This window comes from Dellaglioa sp. L3N, assembly GCF_054941095.1.
In genome coordinates, this window is the sequence record NZ_CM142928.1 from 905,671 (window position 1) to 929,786 (window position 24,116).

Here is a 24,116-nt window from a genome sequence, read left to right on the forward strand (position 1 = left end):
CCATTATTTAAATAAATGATTTTTTTGCATTGATTCGTATAATAAATCGGTCATTTTTTTATAGCCTTTATTATTCGGATGAAAATGATCTGTTACAGAAATATAATCGTTTTTCTCATCTTTTTCCTGTAAAACACTCTCAAGGTTAAAACCAGATAACCCAGATAAATCGGAATTGTCTGATTTTTTAGTTAACGTATTTGTTTTACCATAATATTGTCCCTCAGAAAGCTGTTTTGCGATTGTAACAAAGTAACTATTTTTGTCAGCCTTAACAACTTTATTAGTCGTTTTATTCCATGATTGAACAATTGTCGTCATACTATTCATATTGGGAAAATAAACATAAAATGGATTATAGACACTAATGACATAGATAGGCGCACTACTATTATATTTCCGAATTTCTTTAAATAATTCGTTTAATTTAGTTGTATACGTCAGCTCTTCAGCAGTTATTGCTTTATTTAATTTAGTCACGTCATTAGATAAAATATTTTTTTGAATAACTTGCAATAAATCATTACCACCAACTGTTAAAGTTACAACATTGGCCTTTGATAACGTTTTTTGCATCTTAGGCTGATTCTTTAGACGAGCATAGATTTGGTCACTTCGATCTCCTGATAAACCAAAGTTAGAAGATGTGACTTTGACTTGTTGCTTAGCATTCATTTTTGCCTTAATCAATGGTACAAATCCGCCTTTATTGGTTGTATCTCCTACACCTTGCGTTAAAGAATCACCAAGTGCTACTAATTTAATCGCCTTTTTTTTGTGTGGAATTGTAATTAAATTTTGATTTGAAAAATGGCCCGTTGCAAACCACATACCGCCAAATATAACGCCACTTAGTACCATAATACTTAAAATAGTGATTAAAAAGCTTTTTAAAAATTTCAAAAAATCATTCCTTTTTAAGATTAAAAAAACTGGACAAAAACAGTTGTTTTTGGACCAGTTTAAATGTGATCATTTAAGATTCTTAGTCTTTATCTACATAAAACATAACCGCAAATGCTCCTGGACCACCATGTGTGGCAATAATAGGAGCTGTTTGGCGAACTAGAATATCTATTGTTGGAACTGCCGCCTGTAATAAATCACGAACTTCAAATGCTTTTTTTTCATTTCCAGCATGAGAAATACCAATTGATTTAACGTGAGGTGTTGTTTTTAATTCTTCAACTAAATCTGAAACAAACTTATTAACCGTCTTCATACCACGGCCTTTATTTTTAATTTTTAATTCACCATCTATCATTTCAAGAATGATTTTCATATTCAAAACGCTTGAAAGGACTCCTGTTAATCTTGATATACGGCCACCTTTAACTAAATTATCCAAGGTCATAACAGCCATATATAAGGTTGAATTTTCACGAATTTCAGCGATTTTTGTTAAAATATCGTTCATTGATGCACCAGCATTTGCTAATTTAGCTGCTGCTAAAACTTGGAATGCCATACCTCGATCAGTAGATCGTGTATCAACAACTGTCACATCTGATTGACTCATTTGTGCAGCTTGTTCTGCAGTATGCACCGTCCCACTAATTTGATCTGTCATATTAAGTGAAAGGACCTGGCTTCCATCTGAGCCAAGTTTATCGAACATTTCCACAAAAGTTCCAATCGGTGGTTGACTTGTTTTTGGTAATGTTTTTGACGTTTCCATTTTTTCTTCGAATTCGTCATTTGTAATTGATTCACCTTCAACGTAAATCGAATCATTTATCATAACACTTAAAGGTATAATATTAATGTTGTTTTCTTTTACTTCAGCATCTATTAATCCAACAGATGAATCTGTTACTATTTTAATGTTTGACATGTTTCTTCATCCACACTTTCTTAACAAAAGTTTTTAATCATGATACAATAACGTCACTATAAACTTTTCTATGTTTAATGTCTAGTATATCAGACATGCTAGTCTATTTCACATAGAAATTAATGACTGAGGTGTTTTTTTGGAACAAAATTACAGTAGGCGCTACCTCATTTTGAATGAAGTGTTAAACGCCGTGACCCATGGCATTGGTTTTGGATTAAGCATAGCAGGATTAATTCTTTTAATTATCAAAGGAACTCATGATGGAAGTGCATTAGAAATTACATCATATGCCATTTATGGCTCATCTTTAGTATTACTTTACTTAACGTCGACGTTATTCCACAGTTTAATTTTTACACGGGCAAGAACCGTTTTTCAAATATTTGATCACAGCAGTATTTATATTTTAATTGCAGGGACTTATACTCCCTACTGCCTTATCGCTGTTGGTGGCGCATTAGGTTGGACATTATTTGGAATTATTTGGGTCATGACCATTTTGGGAATTATTTATAAATCAATCTGGTTAGGTCATTTCAAAACAATTTCAACAATTATTTATCTGATTATGGGTTGGCTTTGCCTAAGTGCTATGTTCCCACTCTATTCTAGTCTTGGCGTAACCGGTTTTTGGTTATTAGTTTCTGGTGGTTTGGCCTTCACAATTGGTGCGGGCATTTATAGTATTAATGGCGTCAAATATTTACATGTTGTTTGGCACCTGTTTGTGATGCTAGGTACAGGCTTAATGTTCTTTTCAATTTTATTTTATACTTGAAAATGTAAAAAGTGAAGCTATACTCAATCTTTGAGTGTAACTTCACTTTTTTAGTGCTTATTTTTTTCATAAATTCTAAATTCATGCTTATATTTATTTTTTTCATCAACGATACCAGGAATTGTTTTGACCAATTTCCAATCGTGATATTCGATAGGAATCATGGTCACATCGCCCTCGAAAATAGCATCAATTTTCGTTTGGTACAGACAATCAACGCTTGAATACATTTCTGAAAATAAAGTTGCGCCACCAATAATAAAAATATCACCAGTATAGTTTCCTAATAAAGTCTTCAATTCAGCTATCGAGTGGACAATTTTCAAGTTATCTGTTTCAATCAAATCTGTTTGACTTGAGACAACAACGTTAATTCGATTTGGCAATAATCCTGGGAAACTTTCAAATGTATTTCTACCCATCACAATGACCTTATTGAGAGTTGTTGCCTTAAAAAATTTTAAATCATTTGGCAGATACCAAGGTAATTTCCCCTGATATCCAATATGATGCTCATTATCTTCGGCCCAAATAAAATTAATCATGCGTAATCTCCTTATAGAATAAACGATTAAACGGCAACAGGTGCTTTAATTGGAGGTGCTGGATTATAACCTTCAACTTTAATATCCGACATATTATAATCAAAAATACTATTTTTATCCGGATTCAACCACAACTTGGGCATTGGTTGAACGTCACGAGTCAGCTGTTCCTTCACTTGATCCATATGATTATTATAAATATGTGCGTCACCTAACGTATGAACAAATTCGCCAACTTCGAGTCCAACTTCTTTTGCAATTAGATGGGTTAATAACGCATAACTAGCAATATTAAATGGAACACCTAAAAAAACATCACCACTTCTTTGATATAATTGACAACTCAATTTACCATTGGCCACATAAAATTGGAATAATGTATGACAGGGAGGTAAGGCGACATTAGGGACGTCCTCTGGATTCCAAGCTGATACAATTAATCTTCTAGAATCAGGTGTTTTTTTGATTGCTTCAATAACATCTTTAATTTGATCAATTGTGTCCCCTTGCCTCGTCTTCCATTTACGCCATTGACTTCCGTAAACATCACCCAGTTCGCCAAATTTTTCAGCAAACGCATCATCTTCAATAATTTTATCGCAAAAAAGTTTCTTTTGACTGTTATATTCTTTTTTAAAATCAGGGTCTGAAAGTGAACGATGACCAAAATCAGTCATATCTGGGCCATTATATTCAGAGCTTTCAACATAGTTTTTAAAAGCCCATTCGTCCCAAATATGATTTTTATGTTTTAATAAATAGCGAATATTGGTATCACCTTTTAAAAACCACAACAATTCACTTTTAATTAAACCGAATGGTACTTTTTTAGTCGTTAGTAATGGAAATCCTTGACTTAAATCAAACCTCATTTGATAACCAAAAAGACTTTTAGTTCCAGTCTGTGTACGATCAGTCTTATCATTTCCATGTTCTAAAATATCACGTTCGAGTTGTAAATACGTTTCTTCCATATGATAATTACTCCTTTTCTGCATATTTCCCTAAGTAGTCCCAACGGGTCATTTTTTCTTCGATTTCAGTATCTAATTTATCAATTAAAAATTGTAAATCACTTAGTGCCACAAAATCATTGCCGTCGGTACTTGCCATATCATTTTCGGCTTTTTCTTTTTTAGTTTCTAACGTATCGATTTCTTGTTCAATTGTTTCAAACTCTTTTTGTTCAGCATAAGTTAATTTAATTTTGGCTTTGTCATTTGAAATAGTTTCAGTTTCAACAGTTTTAGCCTTATTCGCTGTTACTGTCTCATCTTGTATTGCACTATTTGCAAGATATGATGTAAACAATCCGGTATAACGCTTAATTTTAGCATCACCTTCAAAAATAAGAAGTTGATCTGCAACTTTATCTAAAAAATATCGATCATGAGAAACCGTAATAACAGCACCATTGAATGATTCTAAATAATCCTCAAGAACAGTCAATGTTCCAATATCTAAATCATTTGTTGGTTCATCTAATAACAAAACATTTGGTTGTTGCATAAGCAATTTAAGGAGATAAAGTCTTCTTTTTTCGCCACCAGATAGTTGTCTAATTAACGTTCCGTGCATAAATCGAGGAAAAAGAAACTGTTCCAAAAGTTGCGTGGTACTGATTCGTTCACCGTGCTTGTTTTCAACATTTTCACCAATTTCATTCAGGTAACTAATCATTCTTTTGTCACCAGGAATCGGTTCAGTTTGTTGTTGGTAATACCCTAATTTAACTGTTTCACCCATTAATAATTCACCAGAATTAAGCGGTAACTTACCGGCAATAGCATTAAGTAAACTTGATTTACCAGCACCATTTTTACCAGTAATCCCGATTCGGTCACTTGCTTGAATTAATTCATTAAAATGATCTATAATTTTATGATTTTCTAAAACTAAACTAGCATCTTTTAATTCAATGACCTTTTTACCCAGTCGTTGTTGTCCTAATCCAATTGAAACGTCTTGATCGATTTGTAACGAATTCATATTTTCTTTTAAATCATTAAATCGATTAATGCGTGCTTGTTGTTTTGTTGATCTAGCTTTGGCACCCGTTCGCATCCAAGCTAATTCTTTTTTATATAACTGTTGTTCTTTGTGTTCTGCCGTAACCTCTTGAGCCACTCTTTCAGCTTTTTGAGCAACAAAATCTTGATAGTTACCTTCATAAGCATACAACTTACCAAATGATAATTCTAAAATTTGGTTCGCAATTTGGTCTAAAAAGTAACGATCATGAGTAACAACAATTAAAGCGCCTTTATACGTTTTAAGATAGCTTTCTAACCATTCAATCGAGCTAAAATCTAAATGATTAGTAGGTTCATCAAGAATTAATAAGTCAGGTGCTTGAATCAAGACTTGAGCTAACCCAACTCTTTTTTTCTGTCCACCAGACAAAGTAGCGACTTTTTGTGTTAAATCAGTAATTTGCAATTGCGTCAAAATGGTTTTAACGTCGTTGTCGGCATTCCATGCATCTTCACGGTTCATGCGATCTTCTGCATCGGAATAACGTTGCTGTAATTTTTCATCTTCAGGATGTTCACTGTATGCTGTTAAAACTGCTTCATAGTGGCGAATAGTTTCAAAAACAGGTGAAGCCCCTTCAAACGCTGCCTCCATAATGGTCATATCGTCATTTAATTCAGGAATTTGTTTTAAATAACTCATGCGGTAATTATTAGGTTTAATTAAATCGCCTGAATCAGCTGGATCAAGTTCAGTCAACGCATTTAACAATGTCGTTTTCCCTGAACCGTTAGTTCCAATCAATCCAATTCTATCTTTTTCATTGACGATAAAATTTAAATCGTCAAATAATGTCTTTTCACCATATGTTTTCTTTAAATGTTCGACTCTTAGTGTTTGCATGTCATCACTCTCTTATCTAATTTGATTCTCTTTTATAGGTTAAATTTACTGAACACGTCTTGTAATTTCTAAATTACGTTAATTCTGACATTAATTGTTCAGCTAATCTTAATAATTGAGTTGATTCATTTGGAACTTCTTCCATTAAAATGCGATGTTCTAATATAGCTAAAATACGACCTAACTTTTCACCTGGTCGAATACCGACTTCTTTTATTAATTGACCACCATTGATAACCATCTCTTTTTTCGACTTAATAGGGAGTTGCTCATAAGTCGTTGCCAATTTTTTAGCATCTAAGTGGTTATTAAAGATTGTTGCAACTTCATTGGCAATTAGCAAACGTTCTAATCCTGTCTCATACATCAGTTCTCGACTAACAGTGTCATTTAAGATACCCGTTAGTGCTTTAATAACAACTTGAACATTTGTAATCAGCTCATTTGAACTTTTCCATGCCACTAAAAATCGACTAATATCAGATTCTGCTATTTTTAAGACATGAATGACTAACGACCAAGCAGCTACTTCCGAGGTTAATTTAATGGTTGATATTTGTGACATATTCATTAATTCTGGTAAATATTTATCAAATTCAGGACAATATCGTGCTAAATCAGCCTTAACGAAATGTTGTAAGCCAATTTTAGGATTGTTCCCTAATAGTAATTTAACGAATTCAATATGAATACGTTCAATGGCAATTTTCTTCAAAAGTGGTGCATGTTTTTCCAATGCCCTAGCGGTTTCTTCCTCAATTGTAAAATCCAACTGACTTGCAAAACGAATCGCTCTCATCATTCTTAGTGCATCTTCATTAAAACGCTCATCAGCTTTACCAACTGCTTTTATAAGATGATTTTCTAAATCTTGTAAGCCACCGAATAAATCAATAATCTGGCCCTCATGAGTCATTGCCAATGCATTAATTGTAAAATCGCGACGTTTTAAATCCTCTTCTAATGAACGAACAAATTCAACATGGTCCGGACGTCTAAAATCTTGATAAGTTGATTCTGTCCTAAAAGTGGTGATTTCATAGCCTTCTCCATGATCTAAAACCATCACTGTCCCATGTTGAATGCCAGTATCAACTGTTTTATTAAATATTTCTTTAATTTCATTGGGATATGCACTAGTCGCAATATCAATATCATGAATAGGCAACTTTAAAATGGTATCCCGCACACTACCTCCAACAAAATAAGCTTCAAATCCAGCATCTTCAATGGCCGTAATCACTGGTTCTGCATTAATAAAATCATCCGCAAGATTAGAAACAATCATAAAATATTTTCCAATCCAACAAATAATTCTTCATATTGACCTATTTTTTCAACGGCTACGGCAACACCAGACATGAATGAAATGCGATCAAATGAATCTTGACGGATAGTTAAAGCCTCACCATTTCCACCAAATAATACTTGTTCATGCGCAACATATCCAGGCAATCGGACACTATGAATTTTCATACCTTCATAGTCAGCCCCTCTTGCACCAGGTAATGTCTCTTTTTCGTCGGGATTTCCTTGAACTTTAGGTTCCCGAACTTTAGCAATCAATTTTGCGGTGTTCAAAGCAGTCCCACTTGGGGCATCCAATTTTTTATCATGATGCATTTCAATAATTTCAACATCAGGTAAATATTTAGCAGCTTGTTGTGCAAATTGCATCAATAACACAGCGGAAATCCCAAAGTTAGGTGCAATTAAGCCACCTAACTTTTCAGCTTTAGCCAGTTGCTTCAGTTCATTTATATTATCTTCTGATAAACCCGTTGTCCCAACAACGGGTGATATATGTTTTGAAATAGCGAATTTAACATTTTTTAAAACAGCGTTTGGAACAGTAAAATCAATCCAAACATCAGCTGCCACATTTATTTTTTCTAAATCGTTAAATATTGGTACATCATGTGTTTTATAGTCAGCAATTTCATTTATATTTTTTTCTGTAGCTGATGTACTGTAAACACCAACTAATTCAAATAATGGATTTTCTAAGATCATATTCGTTGTAGTGGTACCCATTCGTCCCTTAAATCCAGCGACCAAAACTTTAATCATAGTAATCCTCCTCTTTTAATTAATACAATCTAGTTTAACAGATTTATACTAGATTTAAAATGTTAGTCGCCAGACATTTATCAATAATATGGTATGATAATCAAAGGAACTTTACTTCAGGAGGTGAACCCAATTTTAAAAAATGAACGAATTAAATTAATAGATTTAATAATGATTGCTCTTGGGTGCTGTTTTTATGCATTCGGACTAGCAACTGTTAATATCACAAATCATCTGGCTGAAGGTGGTATCACCGGTGTAACTTTAATTTTACGTTATTGGTTTCACATTGATCCAGCCTATTCAACACTTGCAATTAATATTCCATTAATCATTATTGGTTACCGATTCTTAGGTAAGCGCTCATTAATTTACACTATTTATGGAACAATAATGTTATCAGCTTTTTTATGGATTTGGCAACGTGTCCCAATTCATATTGATGTGAATAATGATTTATTTTTAGCAGGTATACTTGCGGGTGCATTCGGTGGTTTGGGTTCTGGATTGGTTTATCGTTTTGGCGGTACAACTGGCGGTACGGATGTCGTTGCACGAATTTTAGAAAAAACACGTGGCATTCAAATGGGAAAAACAATTCTTGCGCTTGATGTCGCTGTACTAATTATATCACTCAGTTACTTGGACCTTAGACATATGATGTATACCCTATTAAGCTCATACGTTTTCTCAAGAATTGTCAATTTCACGCTTGAAGGCAGTTACTCCGGGCTTGGCATCTTAATTATTAGCAATCAGTATCAAATGATTACTAATGAAATTTGGTCCAAATTAGAAAGAGGCGTTAGCTATATTAATGGTGAGGGATCTTATTCTCACCAAGATAAAAAAATGATTTATATTGTCATAAACCGAAATGAACTTCATCAATTAAAAGAAATAATACAAACGCTAGATCCAAATGCATTTGTCTCGATTAGCAATGTTAATGAGGTATTAGGTCAAGGATTTAGTTATGATCGGCAGAAAAAGAATAAAATAAGTCAGATTTTTAATAAATAACTTGTTTTGCGCACTGCGATTTTTGCAGTGCGTTTTCTTTTTAAATGCGTTATAGTTAAAGTAACTTATTATTTATTACTAAGGAGATTTTCCAAATGAATTATCCCTATAAACAAGCTTTTAATTTATCATTAAGGTCTCGTTCTTTATCTAAATCAACGATTTTAGAATATAATCACGATATTCATGATTTTTTTAATTACCTTCTCCATTTTAATATCACTTATCAAACCTCTAACAGTGTTGAAACGATTTTAGAAGAAGACATCCGACAGTATCTAGTCATGCTTCAAGACAAACGAGAAATTAAAAATTCAACATATACAAAGGTTTTATCACATTTGAATGGTTATTTTAAATACTTATTTGTTCATCAGATTAATACCCATATCCCAACTCTAATGTTAAAGGGTAAAAAAAATAGTAGCAGTTCTATTTTAACATTTGATTGGTTAGTAAACTTTGACTTCTATCTTTTAAATTCAGACATTAGTTACTATTCTCGACTTGTTTTATTAATGACACGACACTTCTATAAAATTTCAGAAATCTTACAACCTGGATTTTATCGTTCTTTTAAGCAGTTAATTTTCTCAGAGACAGAACAAATTTTTTTGAATCAGTTTGACATTTATATTCAACAACTACAAGATATGCAACAATCTGATGATTGCTTTTTAAAATTACGCAAAAATAATCAATCCCCCTTATTATCTTTACCTGGTCTACATAAATATCTAAAGAAAGATTTACACTTTGTTGAACCTAATAGCTCACCAAGTTCGCTATACCAATCAGCTGTTTGCTTTTTTATTCTCACTAATAACACAGCACCAGATTCAGAACTTATGGCCAAATTAAGAATTGATCCAAGTTCACTTTTATACTATCGTCATTTAATAATTAAACAGAAATTAACTATTTAAACGTATTAAAAAAGGAATTAGGATTTTCCTAATTCCTTTTCAAAATATAAATTTTGGCCACTTTTTTCTACGAATCGATAATCATTTCGTTTGGCCACTTGTGCACTCTTTTTATTATTCAAGTTTAAAATTATTTTCAAATTTTTAATTTCATAATCTCTGTGAGCCAATTCTTCAAGCATCCTCAACGCCACCGATACAGTCCCTTTCCCAATGGCGACTTCAGCTGTTCTCTCTAAACAATTTATCTCATGTAAATCAATCATACCAACGATATCTCCACTAATTTTTATAACGAATGTCAATTTAGTTTTATCTTGAAGTTATTTACGTAAAAAATTAATTTCATCAGCACTAGATTTCATAAAATCTACCCAAGGAAGCCATTGGGTTAGTTCAAACCGACTATGAACAATTAAATTAAATATTTCATCACTATCTTCTAATTTTGGCGTAACTAAATGAATCTTTGCCATTTTAATCACTCCCTTCAACCAAATAGATACACTAAAAAAAGATAGCTCATACCCTTCATATTGGTATAACTATCTTTTTCTAATTTAATAATTTGCGTCATTTTGAATGTCGATAATTTCTTGATCATCAGGAACAAGTGCTAAATAATGCTTGATTGCATCTTGTAATTCCTCTTGTCGCCCATTTTCTCTAAAGACAAATATAACAGATCTTAAAAAATCAGGTTGATTAGTAAAATATGGATAGGCTTCTAAATAATTTTCTTCAGCTTTTTCATAATCTTCAAGCCTTTCATACGAAATTGCCAAATTCCAAAATATTTGTGGATCCACATCGCCATCACTTTTTATATCTTCTAACAATTTTATATCTTCATCATCACGTTCTTGCTTAACTAATAAGTTACTTAATTGAAGCAATATTCCCGTATTATCTGGATTAACAGCAATTGCTTTATTCAAATATTTTTCTGCTTGCTTTTCATCATCCAATTTTAAGGCAACAACAGCTGCTTGTTCATATAACGTATCATTTACCTCATCAACTGCTAAACCTTCTTGGTAGACAAGTAACGCATCATTCAATCGATTCTCGCTTGTCAGTGCTTGCCCAAGAATTGGATATAGTGACGTGTACGAAGGATCTTCTTCTTTCAAATCATAAAGAATATCAATTGCTTTTTGTTGATCATTTAATTGTAAATACGTTAATCCCATTTGTAATTTAGTATCAGAATCCATATTTTCTAAATGAATCTGTTCCAAATAAGCCATTGCTTTTTCAAATTGACCACTATTTGCGTAACTAACGCCTAATCTTTGAACGAGGTTAACTTGCGAAAGCTCAGTTTGACCTGCCTTAATTAATTCAAGATAAAACCCAATTGCCTGACTAAACTGTTTCGTATTGAAATATAATTCACCTAAAGCAAATTGAATAACTTCCTCATCTGGTGCTAATTTATATGCCGTCAATAATTTATTTTCACTAACTTCAAACATACCTTGCGTTTGGTACAAATCAGCCGCAACCATAAGAGATTGTAGGTATGCATCTGAATCTTCATCAATTTCTGACAAATAATTAAGTGCCTCATCAGATTTGCCTTCACTAATCGCAATATCTGCTAAGAATGTTCTTAATGTGTCTTCTTCTGGATATTTTTCCAACAATCTTTCATAAGTACGCTTAGATTGCGCTAAGAAGCCTAAACTATACAGTTCTTCAGCCAAACTAAACAAGGTTGCATCATTATCTTTTCTCAATGCTTTAGCAAATTCTTTCATTGCTTCATCAATTTGGCCCTCGTCCAAATAGTCCAACATAATTTCTGAATGTGTCATTACATAACTTCCCTTCCTTAATTAAATCAATATGGATCAGTTTAATCTATCATGCAGACAATAGCCAGTAATCTCTTACCTGGCTATTGTCTATAAAATAAATTATAGAATGAAAAAGCTAGTACAAAATGAATTGTACTAGCTTTTTCTAAGTCTTATTTAACAGAATCCTTTAAAGCTTTACCTGGTTTAAATGCAGGTACTTTACTTGCAGGAATTTGAATTTCTTCACCTGTTTGTGGGTTACGACCTTTACGAGCAGCGCGTTCGCGTACTTCAAAGTTACCGAAACCGATTAATTGAACTTTTTCGCCTGTAGCTAATGTGCTTTGGATTGAACCAAATACAGCGTCAACTGCGACAGTAGCATCTTTTTTCGTCAATCCTGTTTCTTTTGCAACATTTTCGATTAATTGTGCTTTGTTTGCCATAATGTTTCACCTCCCCTAAAATATATCTGAATATCTAAAGAGATATTCAGCCGTTATTATTTTAACTAAATAATAATAACAGAACCAGAGATTACTCTACTAATTCTTTATTTAAGATACCATACAAAACGTATGACATCAAGGTATTTAGCCACTTTAGAAGAAAAAAAGATATAATGATAGCGTTTTATCAATTGGAATTTATTTTCTTCTTCTTTCAATGACATGAATTGGTGTTCCTTCAAAATCAAATGATGTTCTTATTTGATTTTCTAAGAAACGTTCATATGAAAAATGCATTAAATCAGTATCATTAACAAATACAACAAACGTAGGTGGTTGTATTGCTACCTGTGTTGCGTAGTAAATTCTTAATCGTTTACCATTATCAGTTGGTGTTGGATTATGAGCAACAGCATCCATGATGACATCATTCAAGACTGAAGATGTAATACGACGACTATGATTCTCATTCACATGTTTAATTAACGCTGGTATCTTAGTTAAACGTTGTTGTGTAATAGCTGACACGAAAATGATGGGCGCATAACTTAGATAAGCAAACTCTTGACGAATGTTAGCTTCAAAATCAGAAAGTGAATGATTATCTTTTTCAAGTGTATCCCATTTATTAACAACGATAATAATACCACGACCTGCTTCATGAGCATATCCAGCCACTCTCTTATCTTGTTCCCGAATACCCTCTTCAGCATTCAACACGACCAAGACAACATCAGAACGATCAATCGCCCGCATAGCACGTAGGACAGAATACTTTTCAGTATTTTCATAAACTTTCCCACGTTTTCTAATACCAGCCGTATCAATCATTGAGAACATATCGCCCTCTTCCGAATCGAAAGCTGTATCAATTGCATCACGCGTTGTCCCTTCGATAGGTGAAACAATGACTCGATTTTCACCTAATATCGCATTCACTAACGAAGATTTACCAACGTTAGGACGACCAATCAAACTAAATTTAATTCGACTATCATCTTCATCAGGAATATTCTCAGGGAATTTTTTTGTAATTTCATCCAACAAATCACCGACACCAAGTCCATGACTTCCAGAAAGTGGGAATGGTTCCCCAAATCCCAGTGAATAAAAATCAAAAATATCTTGTCGTGATTCTGGATTATCAACCTTATTAACGGCTAAAATTACCGGTTTATCAGAACGATATAAAATTTTAGCAACTTTTTCATCAGCATCAGTTACGCCTTCTTTTACACTTACAAGAAAAACAATCACATCAGCTTCATCAATCGCAATTTGTGCTTGTTCAGTGATTTGTGTTAAAAAAGGTTCATCACCAATATCAATACCACCAGTATCAATTAAACTAAATTTCTGCGCTAACCACTCACTATGCGCATAAATACGATCTCGTGTAACACCGGGCGTATCTTCAACAATCGAAATTCGTTCACCCGCTATTCTATTAAAAACTGTAGACTTTCCAACATTAGGACGTCCAACAATTGCTACAACAGGATTTGCCATAGACGATAACCTCACTCTCTAAAAATCTTTTGTAATAATAAAAACGACTGAACCACAGTTCAGTCGTTACTTAAAAATAATATTTTAATTATTTGTTAGTATCTGCATCTTCTAATGCTTTACCTAAAATATCACCAAGTGTGAAACCAGTACTTTCTTCTGGCATACCACTCATTGTTGATTTAGAAGCTTTAGCTTTTGGTGCAGCTTTTTTAACTGTTTTTTTCTTTTCTGGTTTTTCTTCTGTTGCTGGTTTTTCTTCAAGTGCTTTAATTGATAAAGCTAAACGATGTTCTGCTGGATGTACTTCAAGGACTTTAACTTGAACGGCTTGACCAGTTTTTAGAACTTCACCTGGTGTTGCAATATGTGTGTAAGAAATTTGTGAAATATGAACTAATCCTTCAATTCCAGGCATAACTTCAACAAATGCACCAAATGTCGTCAAACGTTTAACAGTACCATCTAAGACGTCATCAACATGAATATCGTTTTCAACATTATCCCATGGTTGAGGTAATGTTTGTTTGATTGACAATGAGATACGGTTCTTATCTAAATCAATTGCCAATACTTTAACTTTAACTTCTTCGCCAACTGATAAAACATCTTCAGCTTTAGAAATACGGTTGTATGAAATTTCTGAAATATGAACAAGTCCATCAATGCCACCAAGGTCAACGAATGCACCAAAGTTTGTTAGACGAGCAACTGTTCCTGTTACAATTTCACCAACTGTTAATGTTTTAAGTGTTTCAGCTTTTTGAGCATCTCTTTGAGCTTTAACAATAGCTTTATGTGACAAGATTAATCTATTTTCAGTTGGATCAATTTCAATAATCTTGAAATCTAATGTTTGATGATTGTATTTTGATAAATCTTCAACAAAACGATCATCAATCATTGAAGCAGGTACGAAACCACGGACACCAGCATCAGCAACTAATCCACCTTTAACAACTTGTGTAACTGTTGCTTCAATTGTAGCATCGTCATCAGCCAATTTTTGTAAGTCATTCCAAACTTCACGTTCAGCAATTCTTCTTTGTGATAGTAAGTAACTACCACCTTCCTTATCTCCACCAATACTTGAGATAACGACTAAATCCATAACGTCACCAATTTTGACAACGTCTTCTGTTTCTTCGCCAGCTTTAAGTGCTAGTTCTTTTGCTGGAACGACACCTTCAACACCGGCGCCTTCAATACCAACAATGACTTGTTTAGCATCATCAATCGCTAAAACTTCACCTTTTATAACAGAACCAACCTTAACTTCAATTACACTATTTAGTGCTTCTAGTAAATCATTATTTTCTTCAATATTACTCATGGACAATGTCCTCCTTAGCGAATAAACTCTATTTATTATTTTAGCTGAAATGAAGAGTAATTACTAGTGCTAATACTCAACTTTCATATTTTATTTCATTATTTGTTGATTATTTCCATTATTTTTTGTACAACAGCCTCAATATCCATTGAAGTTGTATCTACAAGTATAGCATCTTTAGCTTGAACAAGTGGCGAAATTTCACGAGTAGAGTCTTTTCGATCTCGTTCAGCTATTTCAAATTCTAGGACATCAAGTGTTGTATCAATACCTTTAACTTGATTTTCTTTAAATCGACGAAGTGCTCGCTCTTTAACACTAGCAATTAAAAAAATCTTAACTTCAGCATTTGGTAAGACAGTTGTCCCAATATCACGGCCATCCATAACGATAGAACCATTTTCAGCGATTTCTTGTTGCCTTTTCACCAGTTCTTGCCGGACACCTTCTTGCGCAGCAACTGTTGAAACATTATTTGTCACCTCAGGTTGGCGAATAGCTTGTGTAATATCTTGATCATTTATAAAAACCAATTGTTCCGGATCAGCTGGTTTAAAAGTGATTGTTGTCTCTTTTAATAAACGAACTAATCTATCATCATTATCAAGCGCAATCTTCTTTGCCATCGCTTCGAAAGTGATTGCTCGATACATTGCCCCTGTATCACAATAGACATAGTTTAATTTTTTGGCAACCAATTTAGCAACAGTACTTTTCCCTGCTGATGCTGGGCCATCGATTGCAACTTGAATATTATTTTTCATCTGGCTAATTCCTCCATAAAAATATGGATTGATATTTAATCAATCCATATCTATTATTTAACTCTTAATTTTTGTCCTGCAGTAATTGCTGAATCAGCAGTTAAGCCAGGATTCAATTGCAAAAGGCCACTTACACTTAAACCATTGTTTACCGCAACACGATATAACCCTTGTCCTGCTTCAACAGTCACATATGATTTTGAAGATGTGCTTGAAGAACTTGCTGAACTTGTACTAGATGCAGATTCAGAACTAGATGCAGATTCAGAAATTGCTTTAGCTTTCGATTCTTCCTTTGCTTTTGATTCAGCTTTTACCTTTGCTCTTGATTCTGAGCTAGCCTTAGCCTTTGATTCAGAACTTACTTTGGCTTTCGATTCTGATTTAGCTTTGGAATTAGATTTAGACTTAGATTTGGAACTTGTTACATTATCCGTCTTAGTTACTGTCTTCTTGCTTGAAGAACGCTCACTAGTTGTTGCATCTGATGGTTGATAAACTTTATTACTTTCAACAATATAAAACCCAATTGTTCCGATAATAATAGCAACAAAAACAACTAATAACCCCGTAGTTAATAACGAACTATTCTTACTTTTGCGCCTATTTGCTGATCGAGAATAATTCCCATCATCGTCTCTATCATCTTCAAACGACTTTTCCCAAGGCTTTTTCTCTGAATTATCTTTTTTATCACTCAATTTTCAATCCTCCTAAAAACAATTATCATTATTTTACCATAACAATCCAAATTATTCTCAAGATAATTGAAACAATTTAGAAATAATCGTATCTGTTGCTTGAATTAGTCGTTTATTATCAATTTTATCGTTCTTTTTTTCTAATCCAATTTGCTGAAGGATAGACTCATTAAAAATGATTGAGCAACACGCTTCATTGTGTGCCACTACTTTTGATTCTCCAAAATGCTTCAAAATTTGTTGCTTTCGACATTGGCTAGAATCAATAAACGTTACCATATCTTGCAATCCTAGTTCTTTTTCCATTTTTCTTTGTTTAAAAAGCAATTGAACTTTTTCAACTGAATCGTGATTTTCATAATAATAATCCAACAGTTTACCTTTTTCTTCCCCAAGGCCTACTAATTCTTTATGTTTTTTAAAATAAGTTCTAATAAAATCAGTATCTGGAATTGTTAAATCAATCAACCCTCTTTGCAAGAACAGATCATTAGCCTGTGAAAAAATAATTGCTATACTTTGCTGACCATCTCGGCCGGCTCGACCAAACTCCTGAACGTAGCTTTCAAAATCAGCAGGCATATGATAATGGATGACATATCTAATATCCTTTTTATTGATGCCCATACCAAAAGCACTTGTCGCACAAATAACATCAATTTGATTCGTCATAAACTGTTGCTGTACCGTATATCTCGCCATATCTGTCAAATCTGCATGATAAGGTTCTGATTTTAATCCAGTTTGTTTATTGATCAAGTCAGATATTTCATTAGCTTTCTTCTTACTTGAAAAATAAACAATACCAACACCCTCGATTTTATTTAATAACTGTATTAATTGCTCATTTTTTTCAAGCTCATTAGCCACTTTTATGACACTTAAAAAAATATTATCTCGATTAACCGACTTAATAACTTTATAAAAATGCCGATTTGCTATTTTTAATTGTCCCACAATATCATCTTGAATTTGTGGGGTAGCCGTGGCTGTCAGCGCTAATACGCGAGGTGAACCAAGTTCAGTAATCGCATGATTCAAATTTAAATAATCAGGTCTAAAATCGGGTCCCCAAGTTGAAATACAATGCGCTTCATCCACGACGAACAAAGAAACATCAATCTTTTTAAGCACATTTATAACCTCAGTTTGACTTAACATTTCAGGAGATAAATACACAAACTTATAAGATTGAATATTTTTTAACACATATTTTTTTTCAGAATAACTCAATAGCGATGTTAGGCCAATAGCCGTCTCATTACCGCGAAAATTAAATTGACTAACTTGATCCTGAATTAACGATAATAACGGCGAGACAATAACCGTTGTTCCATTCATAAGATACCCCGCTAATTGATAACATAATGATTTTCCAGTCCCCGTAGGCAATATTGATAATGTATCTTGCCCAGAGAGAATTGTTTCAATTGTTTCTTCCTGACCCATCATAAACGAATCAAATCCAAAATATTCAGTTAATTTTTCTTTTAAGTTAATTTTGGTCATTCTGTTTTGCTCCTATAAATTTGATACAAACGATAATTAAAAAAAGTCATATCAGGTAACTGATTTTGTATTTTTTGAAAAGGTAATCGATCAATATTTTTCCCCATTACCTCGGTTAAATCATCACTTATTTTTTTAGTTAAAAAAATATCGAACGGAAATACATCGCTAAGCATCGCTAGTTCAAGCAAATGCTCATTAATTGTACTTTTTTTTAAATTTCTTCTTCTAGCAATATCATCAATAGATAACCCCATATCAACTAATCTCATCGTATCTTTTGCACTTTCAGAAATAATTCCCGTTTTACGAACCAGTTGTACCAACTCTTTAAATACACTTTGTTTCTGTTGTTCAACCCAACTCGCAAAAAAATTCATTGTATCTCGATAAATTAATTGAATCTCTATTTCTGAAAGCTCCAACTCAATCGCCAATTGTTGATCAGTTAATCCATTAAGTTGGTGTCCTATTAATTTATTCATAAAAATTAATTCAGCATTCACATCGATTTTCTGAATAAATAAATGTAATTCTGAATTAACTTGCTCAGCTAACTTTTTTTTGTCATTCTTTGAAAGCCATTTTTTAATATTAAATTTAGTTAATTCAGATGTCACTATTGGATAATAATGTCGATTAGCAAAACTAAGTTCAGACACAACTTGAATGGCTAAAATACAAGTTTCTGCCCATTCTTTAAATTTATATCGACTCATTAATTCAGGAAATTTAATTTGATATAACTCTCGTTTTAATTTTTTTTGTCGATTTACGCCTTGTACTGTTAAACAGACCTGCCCATCACTTTCTTCAAGAAAGTGATTTTGTTGTAATTTAGACAGACCTACTCGAAATCGTTCATTTGAAAATCGAGGTGCCATACCAAAATAACCTAATAATCCGTAACGCATACCCCAATATATGTTGGAGACTGTATTACGACCTATGATGATGCTATAAATCACGTTAGATCGTCGACGTTCTTTTTGAAACATCTGTAAAAGATAATCTTCAATCATAAATTTCCACCCTTTTAAACCAAAATGAGGAAGAATCCTTTAAGAATTCTTCCTCATTATTATACTATACTTATTTATATTTTTTATTATTTACCTGAACCCATTCATACATTCTGCGATATAAAATACTAAATAACCCAACGACTAAAATACCTTTTATGATGTTAAAAGGAACAATCCCAAGAATTACGTATTTAGATACTGACATGCCTATATTCATACCAATAACATTTAAATACACTGGTAAAATCACGAAATAATTCGCGATAGACAACGCAGCGGTTAAAACCAGCGTACTTATCAAGATAGCCAGAATACTCTTACCAATTGTCGGTTTAGCGCTGTTACGCCCCTTAAGAATATAATAGGTTGGAAAAGAAACTGCCATTGATGCCAAAAAATTAGTTCCAACACCTATCAAACTAGCAATATCCGTTCCAGTTGAAACAAGATATAATAATGAACGAACCACGGCAACCATCGTACCACCTAAAGGACCTAAAATAAAAAATCCAATTAAAATAGGTAAATCACTAAAATCGATTTTTAAATACGGAATTAATGGAATTACCGGAAAAGAAAAAAACATTAATACATACGAAATTGCAGCCAAAAATGCTGTAATCACAACTCTAAAAATTGATGATTGTTTCATGCTAGAGAACCCCCTGGAAGGCCATCTTCAATGAAGAACCTTTTAAATAAATAAAAAAATGAACACTATTAATCAACAAAGATTAACAGAGTTCATTTGAAATTACTTACTCAAATAAGCCCTATCTTCTTTATCCAGACTTTAACTGTCGATACTGGAATTTCACCAGTCCAGCCACATATATCATGTGGGTCGCGGACTATAACCGCCGGTCGGGAATTACACCCTGCCCCTGAAGACGAACCAAATATTTTATTACGTTATTGAATATAACATATGCAAAAATGAGTTACAACTATTTACGATCAGCGATACTCTTCAATGCATGAACCTCTTCTTCAGATAGTTCACGATATTGACTTGAAGTTAAGCCATATAAATCTAAGAAACCGTAAGTTTCACGTTTTAATTTTTCAACGGGATGACCAACCTCTGCTAACATATTCTTAACTTGATGATTTCGACCTTCATGAATTGTTAAAGAAATGATTGCTTTTTGCTTATTTTTATCTGCAGAAATAATTTTTGAGTGAGCGGGTGCCGTTTTTTTACCATCAATAACAATGCCTTGACGTAAAGCTTTTAAATCATCATTTGATGGAATACCATTCACTTTTGCAACATAAGTCTTATCTATTTTATATTTTGGATGAGTCATTTTATTAGCTAATTCACCATCATTTGTCATTAACAATAATCCAGAAGTATCATAGTCCAATCGGCCAACAGGATAAATTCTTTCTCTTACACCTGGAAAATAATCTGTCACAACCTTACGATCCTTATCATCTTTAACCGCTGAGATAACCCCTCTTGGTTTATAGAACAAATAATATACTAATGGCTCTTCATTCAGGCGAATCCCATCAACTTCAATTTTATCTTCACTTGTCACCTTGATACCTAACTCATCTGCAACTTTACCATTTACTTTGACGTGACCTTCCGAAATCATTTTTTCAGATTGTCTTCTCGATGCAACACCGGCTTGTGCCATAACTTTTTGTAATCTTTCTGCCTCTGCCATATTATTCCTCATTTTCTTGTAATTTTTCGTTAAAACTATCCCAAAACAGCTGACCCACTTCCACATTAAACTTCTGATTTTCATCAATGTCTGGAAGTTCTTTAAGGCTTGTCAATCCAAAATAGTTTAGAAATTGTATTGTTGTTTTATATAAAATAGGTCTCCCTGGTACATCAAGACGCCCACCTTCACTAACTAAATTTAGGGCAACCAACTTTTGCAACGATCCCGAACTCTGAACGCCTCGAATATCATCAACTATAAGTCGTGTCACAGGTTGCTTATAAGCAATAATAGCTAGCGTTTCTAGTGCTGCAGCAGAAAGTCTCCTTGAATTAGGATTATCAAAATAATCTTTGATTAAATTAGCCAAATCTTTTTTTGTCACTAATTGATAAAAATCATTATATTGAATTAATTCTAATCCAGAATCGACATCATTTATATATTTAGTCGCTAATTTTTCGAGTTGCTCTTTAACTGCTGATTTCATTAAACCAGTCAATCTGGCTATTTCTGATAAAGATATGCCTTGATCCCCACTTACAAATAAAAGTCCTTCAATATTTGCTAAATGACTCACTTTCATACCTCCCTAATACAAACCTATGGTTCAATTTTTAAAATTTGAATATTCTCATGACTATTAACCTGTTTTAATTCAATCTGATTCAGTTTTGAAAGCTCTAATATCGCCAAAAAAGTAATAACAATTTCATCAACCCTCATTGAATCTTCGAAAAGATCATCAAATGTTAATCTACCAATCGAATTTGTCACAATTCGTTCAATTTCTAAGATTTTATCAGTAAGTGAAAATTGTTGTACCTTAATTTTCTTTTCAACTGGCTGCTGATTAACTTGTTTCATAAGGACCCTTTTAAAAGCATTCTGAAGTGATTCTAAATCCAAGCCAGGAATATCAAGTTGCTGATTAACAAAATCATTTTTAGGAACACGACTCTGTTCTTTAGAAAAATAATTTGCTCGATTACTTGCTTTGACACCCAACTCACCAGCTGCATCTTTAAAAATTTGATAATCAATTAATTGCTTAACCAAGTCAGTTCTCGGATCAATTTGTGTTTCTTCTATCTCGGAAACCTCAACTGGTAATAACATTTGACTTTTAATTTTCATTAAAGTTGATGCCATTACTAAATATTGACCAATCACCTCTAAAGACATCTTTTCAGCATGATTAATAATTGATAAATAATAATCTGTTATTTCCGAAATTTGAATATCATAAATATCCATCTCAGAATCCTTAATTAAATGTAACAACAAATCAAGTGGCCCTTCGAATGAAGCTAACTTAAGTGTGACATCACTAATTGCTTCAATATTTTGGCTCATTTTTTTGTATTTCCCATTTTTCAATTAATTTTGTTGTATCAATTGTGCCCATAATTTTCTTATCAGGATATAGCGCTAAAACAGCGTCTAAAATTAAAAAACTAACTTTTTTATGTCTTTCATCTGGACTCAATGAAATAGCACGCACTACCACAACATTACCATCATTTTCAATACCCACTATGCCCGTGAAATTACCATCTGCATTTTTCCAAAGATATAAGACACGAGTATCTGAATCTTGATAACCGCTAATTGCCGAATTAATTCTAGTAACATCTTTCAAATCAGGAATGAATGACAACAAGCCCATCGCAATTTTTTCATAATCATTCTTATACTTAATAAGCATTAGCGTTCTCCTCTATACACGACATTTTTACGGCATCTATTATCATTCGAATCTTAGAAATTGATAATAGTTATGTCAAATCCGTGGTTTATTCTTTTGATTTTCTCTGACAATTCATACAGATTCCATGAAAAGTTAACCTATGATCCGTCACTAAAAAATGAAATTGTTGCGTAACCAATCTTTCAACATCCTCTAATAAATCTTCATGAATTTCTTCAATTGAACCACATTGCGTACACAAGAGATGATGATGAAAATGTTGTTTATCATTTATTGTTAAATCATATCTAGCCATACCATCTTCAAAAGCTATTTTATCAATGATATTTAATTCGACCAATACATCTAACGTTCGATAGACTGTTGCTAATCCAATCTCAGATGATACTTTTTTAACCAAAACAAAAATTTCTTCTGGGCTAAGATGTTCATTCGAATGTTCAAAAATAACAGATATAATAGCCTGACGCTGAGGTGTCAATTTAAAGTTAGACTGGTGAATTTTATTTTCAATTAATTTAATTTGTTGTGCCTTATCCACCAGAATCCCTCGCTATCTATTAATTATCTATATCGTCAACTGATTCCTCAGCCTTATTTTCAAGTTCCTCAGGCATTTTTATTAAAATAAGTTCGCCATCTTCTTGTTTAACATAACGTCCCTTTAATAAATGACCAACTGCTCTTTTAAATTGGCCTTTACTAATACCAAAATATTCTTTAATATCGTCTGGATTACTCTTATCAGTAAAGGGCAATTTTTGTTCATCATTATGGCTTAATGCAGCAACTAACATTGCTGCATCGTCACTAATTGCTTCATACGCGCGTGGCTTAATAGATAAGTTAATTGTCCCATCCGTTCTAATCCCGATTACTCGGCCATCTAACACTTGCCCTAATCGAGGTTCATTAAAACGTTCAGATGGATGAATAAATCCTAGATAGTCATCATCAGTAATAACAAATGTCCCAATCATCTTTAAACGAATAACTGTAAATGTCATATTTTGATTTTTTAATGAATCATCAGGTTTTTTAGCAATTTCACGGAACATCTCTTCATCCGCAACATCACCCCAAATACGATCCTTAGAATCAATTTTAAGTCCGACCATTAAGCGATCCCCAGCCTTTGGCCAAAGTGATCGCATTTCTGGTAAATCATCTAACGATACGACTACATCTTTATCTGGTAACCCAATATCAACGAAAACACCTAAATCTCTTCTGACTTTGACAACGTCACCAAAAGCATATTGATCAATACCAGCTCTAGGAATCGTTGTTGATAAACTTAAATCATGGCCTTCGTTCTCATAAACAAATCCTTTGACCATCGACCCATTTGTTAATTGACTATTTTTTTCGTCTTTTAATAAATGCATTGTCATACCATCTTTTTGTACTAAAAACTCTGTATCATTCTCATCAGTTACCATTGCAGTTACTACTTGTCCCATTATTGAGCTCATTTATTTCTCCATTTCAAAAAACAACATTATTTATTTTATATCTAACTTATCCGCGCTTGTAAAATTATCATATACTTATATTTTACCTGATATTAGG

General features: G+C 33.0%; 27 protein-coding genes and 1 riboswitch. Of the genes, 3 read left to right on the forward strand and 24 right to left on the reverse strand.

Features of this window, described 5'->3' with window-relative positions; translation table 11 throughout:
- Nucleotides 1-3 precede the first annotated feature (3 nt).
- Entirely contained in the window at nt 4-903 is a 900-nt protein-coding gene (locus ACVPPR_RS04585; protein WP_462296990.1) for an SGNH/GDSL hydrolase family protein, read from the reverse strand.
- Between the two features lie 82 nt (nt 904-985).
- Nucleotides 986-1,834, reverse strand: a complete 849-nt coding sequence (locus tag ACVPPR_RS04590) for a DegV family protein (RefSeq protein ID WP_462296989.1) — start codon at nt 1,832-1,834, stop codon at nt 986-988.
- A 139-nt stretch (nt 1,835-1,973) separates the two neighbouring features.
- On the opposite strand from ACVPPR_RS04590, the gene trhA reads away from it, so the two are divergent.
- The gene (gene trhA, locus ACVPPR_RS04595; protein ID WP_462304774.1) at nt 1,974-2,615 is read left to right on the forward strand and encodes a PAQR family membrane homeostasis protein TrhA; all 642 of its coding nucleotides are present in this window, start codon (nt 1,974-1,976) and stop codon (nt 2,613-2,615) included.
- A gap of 50 nt (nt 2,616-2,665) precedes the next feature.
- Here the strand turns inward: trhA and ACVPPR_RS04600 are convergent, their stop codons facing one another.
- From ACVPPR_RS04600 to dapB, 5 genes are all read right to left on the reverse strand, one after another.
- Nucleotides 2,666-3,160: a dihydrofolate reductase gene (locus tag ACVPPR_RS04600; RefSeq protein WP_462304775.1), complete on the reverse strand. Its 495-nt coding sequence runs from the start codon at nt 3,158-3,160 to the stop codon at nt 2,666-2,668.
- 26 nt (nt 3,161-3,186) lie between these two features.
- Complete coding sequence (locus tag ACVPPR_RS04605) at nt 3,187-4,134, reverse strand: thymidylate synthase (protein ID WP_462304776.1); 948 nt, start codon at nt 4,132-4,134, stop codon at nt 3,187-3,189.
- 7 nt (nt 4,135-4,141) lie between these two features.
- Entirely contained in the window at nt 4,142-6,037 is a 1,896-nt protein-coding gene (locus ACVPPR_RS04610) for an ABC-F family ATP-binding cassette domain-containing protein (protein WP_462303748.1), read from the reverse strand.
- Between the two features lie 73 nt (nt 6,038-6,110).
- A complete protein-coding gene (locus ACVPPR_RS04615) occupies nt 6,111-7,325 on the reverse strand; it encodes a CCA tRNA nucleotidyltransferase (protein WP_462303749.1) in 1,215 nt (404 codons plus the stop codon).
- On the reverse strand, nt 7,322-8,107 hold the full coding sequence (gene dapB / locus ACVPPR_RS04620) for a 4-hydroxy-tetrahydrodipicolinate reductase (protein ID WP_462303750.1): 786 nt from the start codon (nt 8,105-8,107) through the stop codon (nt 7,322-7,324). The genes ACVPPR_RS04615 and dapB overlap by 4 nt, the downstream gene beginning before the upstream one ends.
- A gap of 93 nt (nt 8,108-8,200) precedes the next feature.
- Between dapB and ACVPPR_RS04625 the strand changes: the two genes are divergently transcribed.
- The gene (locus ACVPPR_RS04625; RefSeq protein WP_462303751.1) at nt 8,201-9,130 is read left to right on the forward strand and encodes a YitT family protein; all 930 of its coding nucleotides are present in this window, start codon (nt 8,201-8,203) and stop codon (nt 9,128-9,130) included.
- Between the two features lie 95 nt (nt 9,131-9,225).
- Nucleotides 9,226-10,056 carry a site-specific integrase gene (locus ACVPPR_RS04630; protein WP_462303752.1) on the forward strand — a complete coding sequence of 277 codons (831 nt, stop codon included), beginning with the start codon at nt 9,226-9,228 and terminating at the stop codon, nt 10,054-10,056.
- A gap of 17 nt (nt 10,057-10,073) precedes the next feature.
- On the opposite strand, the gene ACVPPR_RS04635 is transcribed toward ACVPPR_RS04630, so the two are convergent.
- The 17 genes from ACVPPR_RS04635 to ACVPPR_RS04715 form a co-directional block, all read right to left on the reverse strand.
- Nucleotides 10,074-10,322, reverse strand: a complete 249-nt coding sequence (locus ACVPPR_RS04635; RefSeq protein WP_462303753.1) for a GNAT family N-acetyltransferase — start codon at nt 10,320-10,322, stop codon at nt 10,074-10,076.
- A 57-nt stretch (nt 10,323-10,379) separates the two neighbouring features.
- Nucleotides 10,380-10,532 carry a hypothetical protein gene (locus ACVPPR_RS04640; protein ID WP_462303754.1) on the reverse strand — a complete coding sequence of 51 codons (153 nt, stop codon included), beginning with the start codon at nt 10,530-10,532 and terminating at the stop codon, nt 10,380-10,382.
- An 84-nt stretch (nt 10,533-10,616) separates the two neighbouring features.
- Complete coding sequence (locus ACVPPR_RS04645; RefSeq protein WP_462303755.1) at nt 10,617-11,876, reverse strand: tetratricopeptide repeat protein; 1,260 nt, start codon at nt 11,874-11,876, stop codon at nt 10,617-10,619.
- A gap of 155 nt (nt 11,877-12,031) precedes the next feature.
- The gene (locus tag ACVPPR_RS04650; protein WP_409022511.1) at nt 12,032-12,307 is read right to left on the reverse strand and encodes an HU family DNA-binding protein; all 276 of its coding nucleotides are present in this window, start codon (nt 12,305-12,307) and stop codon (nt 12,032-12,034) included.
- Between the two features lie 201 nt (nt 12,308-12,508).
- Nucleotides 12,509-13,819, reverse strand: a complete 1,311-nt coding sequence (der, locus tag ACVPPR_RS04655; protein ID WP_462296976.1) for a ribosome biogenesis GTPase Der — start codon at nt 13,817-13,819, stop codon at nt 12,509-12,511.
- Between the two features lie 88 nt (nt 13,820-13,907).
- Nucleotides 13,908-15,152: a 30S ribosomal protein S1 gene (gene rpsA, locus ACVPPR_RS04660; RefSeq protein ID WP_462296975.1), complete on the reverse strand. Its 1,245-nt coding sequence runs from the start codon at nt 15,150-15,152 to the stop codon at nt 13,908-13,910.
- Between the two features lie 98 nt (nt 15,153-15,250).
- A complete protein-coding gene (cmk, locus tag ACVPPR_RS04665; RefSeq protein WP_462303756.1) occupies nt 15,251-15,916 on the reverse strand; it encodes a (d)CMP kinase in 666 nt (221 codons plus the stop codon).
- Between the two features lie 53 nt (nt 15,917-15,969).
- Nucleotides 15,970-16,617 (reverse strand): LysM peptidoglycan-binding domain-containing protein, encoded by a 648-nt coding sequence (locus ACVPPR_RS04670; RefSeq protein WP_462303757.1) that lies wholly within the window; start codon nt 16,615-16,617, stop codon nt 15,970-15,972.
- Nucleotides 16,618-16,674: 57 nt separating this feature from the next.
- Nucleotides 16,675-18,126 carry a RecQ family ATP-dependent DNA helicase gene (locus ACVPPR_RS04675; protein WP_462303758.1) on the reverse strand — a complete coding sequence of 484 codons (1,452 nt, stop codon included), beginning with the start codon at nt 18,124-18,126 and terminating at the stop codon, nt 16,675-16,677.
- Nucleotides 18,123-19,148 (reverse strand): helix-turn-helix domain-containing protein, encoded by a 1,026-nt coding sequence (locus tag ACVPPR_RS04680; protein ID WP_462303759.1) that lies wholly within the window; start codon nt 19,146-19,148, stop codon nt 18,123-18,125. The genes ACVPPR_RS04675 and ACVPPR_RS04680 overlap by 4 nt, the downstream gene beginning before the upstream one ends.
- A gap of 70 nt (nt 19,149-19,218) precedes the next feature.
- Nucleotides 19,219-19,803: an ECF transporter S component gene (locus tag ACVPPR_RS04685; protein ID WP_462296970.1), complete on the reverse strand. Its 585-nt coding sequence runs from the start codon at nt 19,801-19,803 to the stop codon at nt 19,219-19,221.
- Nucleotides 19,804-19,922: 119 nt separating this feature from the next.
- A riboswitch (FMN riboswitch) is annotated at nt 19,923-20,047 on the reverse strand.
- 51 nt (nt 20,048-20,098) lie between these two features.
- Nucleotides 20,099-20,830, reverse strand: a complete 732-nt coding sequence (locus ACVPPR_RS04690; RefSeq protein WP_462296969.1) for a pseudouridine synthase — start codon at nt 20,828-20,830, stop codon at nt 20,099-20,101.
- A 1-nt stretch (nt 20,831) separates the two neighbouring features.
- Complete coding sequence (scpB, locus tag ACVPPR_RS04695; protein WP_462303760.1) at nt 20,832-21,419, reverse strand: SMC-Scp complex subunit ScpB; 588 nt, start codon at nt 21,417-21,419, stop codon at nt 20,832-20,834.
- A gap of 17 nt (nt 21,420-21,436) precedes the next feature.
- On the reverse strand, nt 21,437-22,189 hold the full coding sequence (locus ACVPPR_RS04700; RefSeq protein WP_462303761.1) for a segregation and condensation protein A: 753 nt from the start codon (nt 22,187-22,189) through the stop codon (nt 21,437-21,439).
- Nucleotides 22,173-22,541, reverse strand: a complete 369-nt coding sequence (locus ACVPPR_RS04705) for an N-acetyltransferase (protein WP_462296966.1) — start codon at nt 22,539-22,541, stop codon at nt 22,173-22,175. Before ACVPPR_RS04705 ends, ACVPPR_RS04700 begins: the two co-directional genes overlap by 17 nt.
- Before the next feature lie 88 nt (nt 22,542-22,629).
- Nucleotides 22,630-23,091 carry a Fur family transcriptional regulator gene (locus tag ACVPPR_RS04710; RefSeq protein ID WP_462297042.1) on the reverse strand — a complete coding sequence of 154 codons (462 nt, stop codon included), beginning with the start codon at nt 23,089-23,091 and terminating at the stop codon, nt 22,630-22,632.
- Nucleotides 23,092-23,104: 13 nt separating this feature from the next.
- Complete coding sequence (locus ACVPPR_RS04715) at nt 23,105-24,019, reverse strand: CvfB family protein (RefSeq protein WP_462303762.1); 915 nt, start codon at nt 24,017-24,019, stop codon at nt 23,105-23,107.
- Nucleotides 24,020-24,116 lie beyond the last annotated feature (97 nt).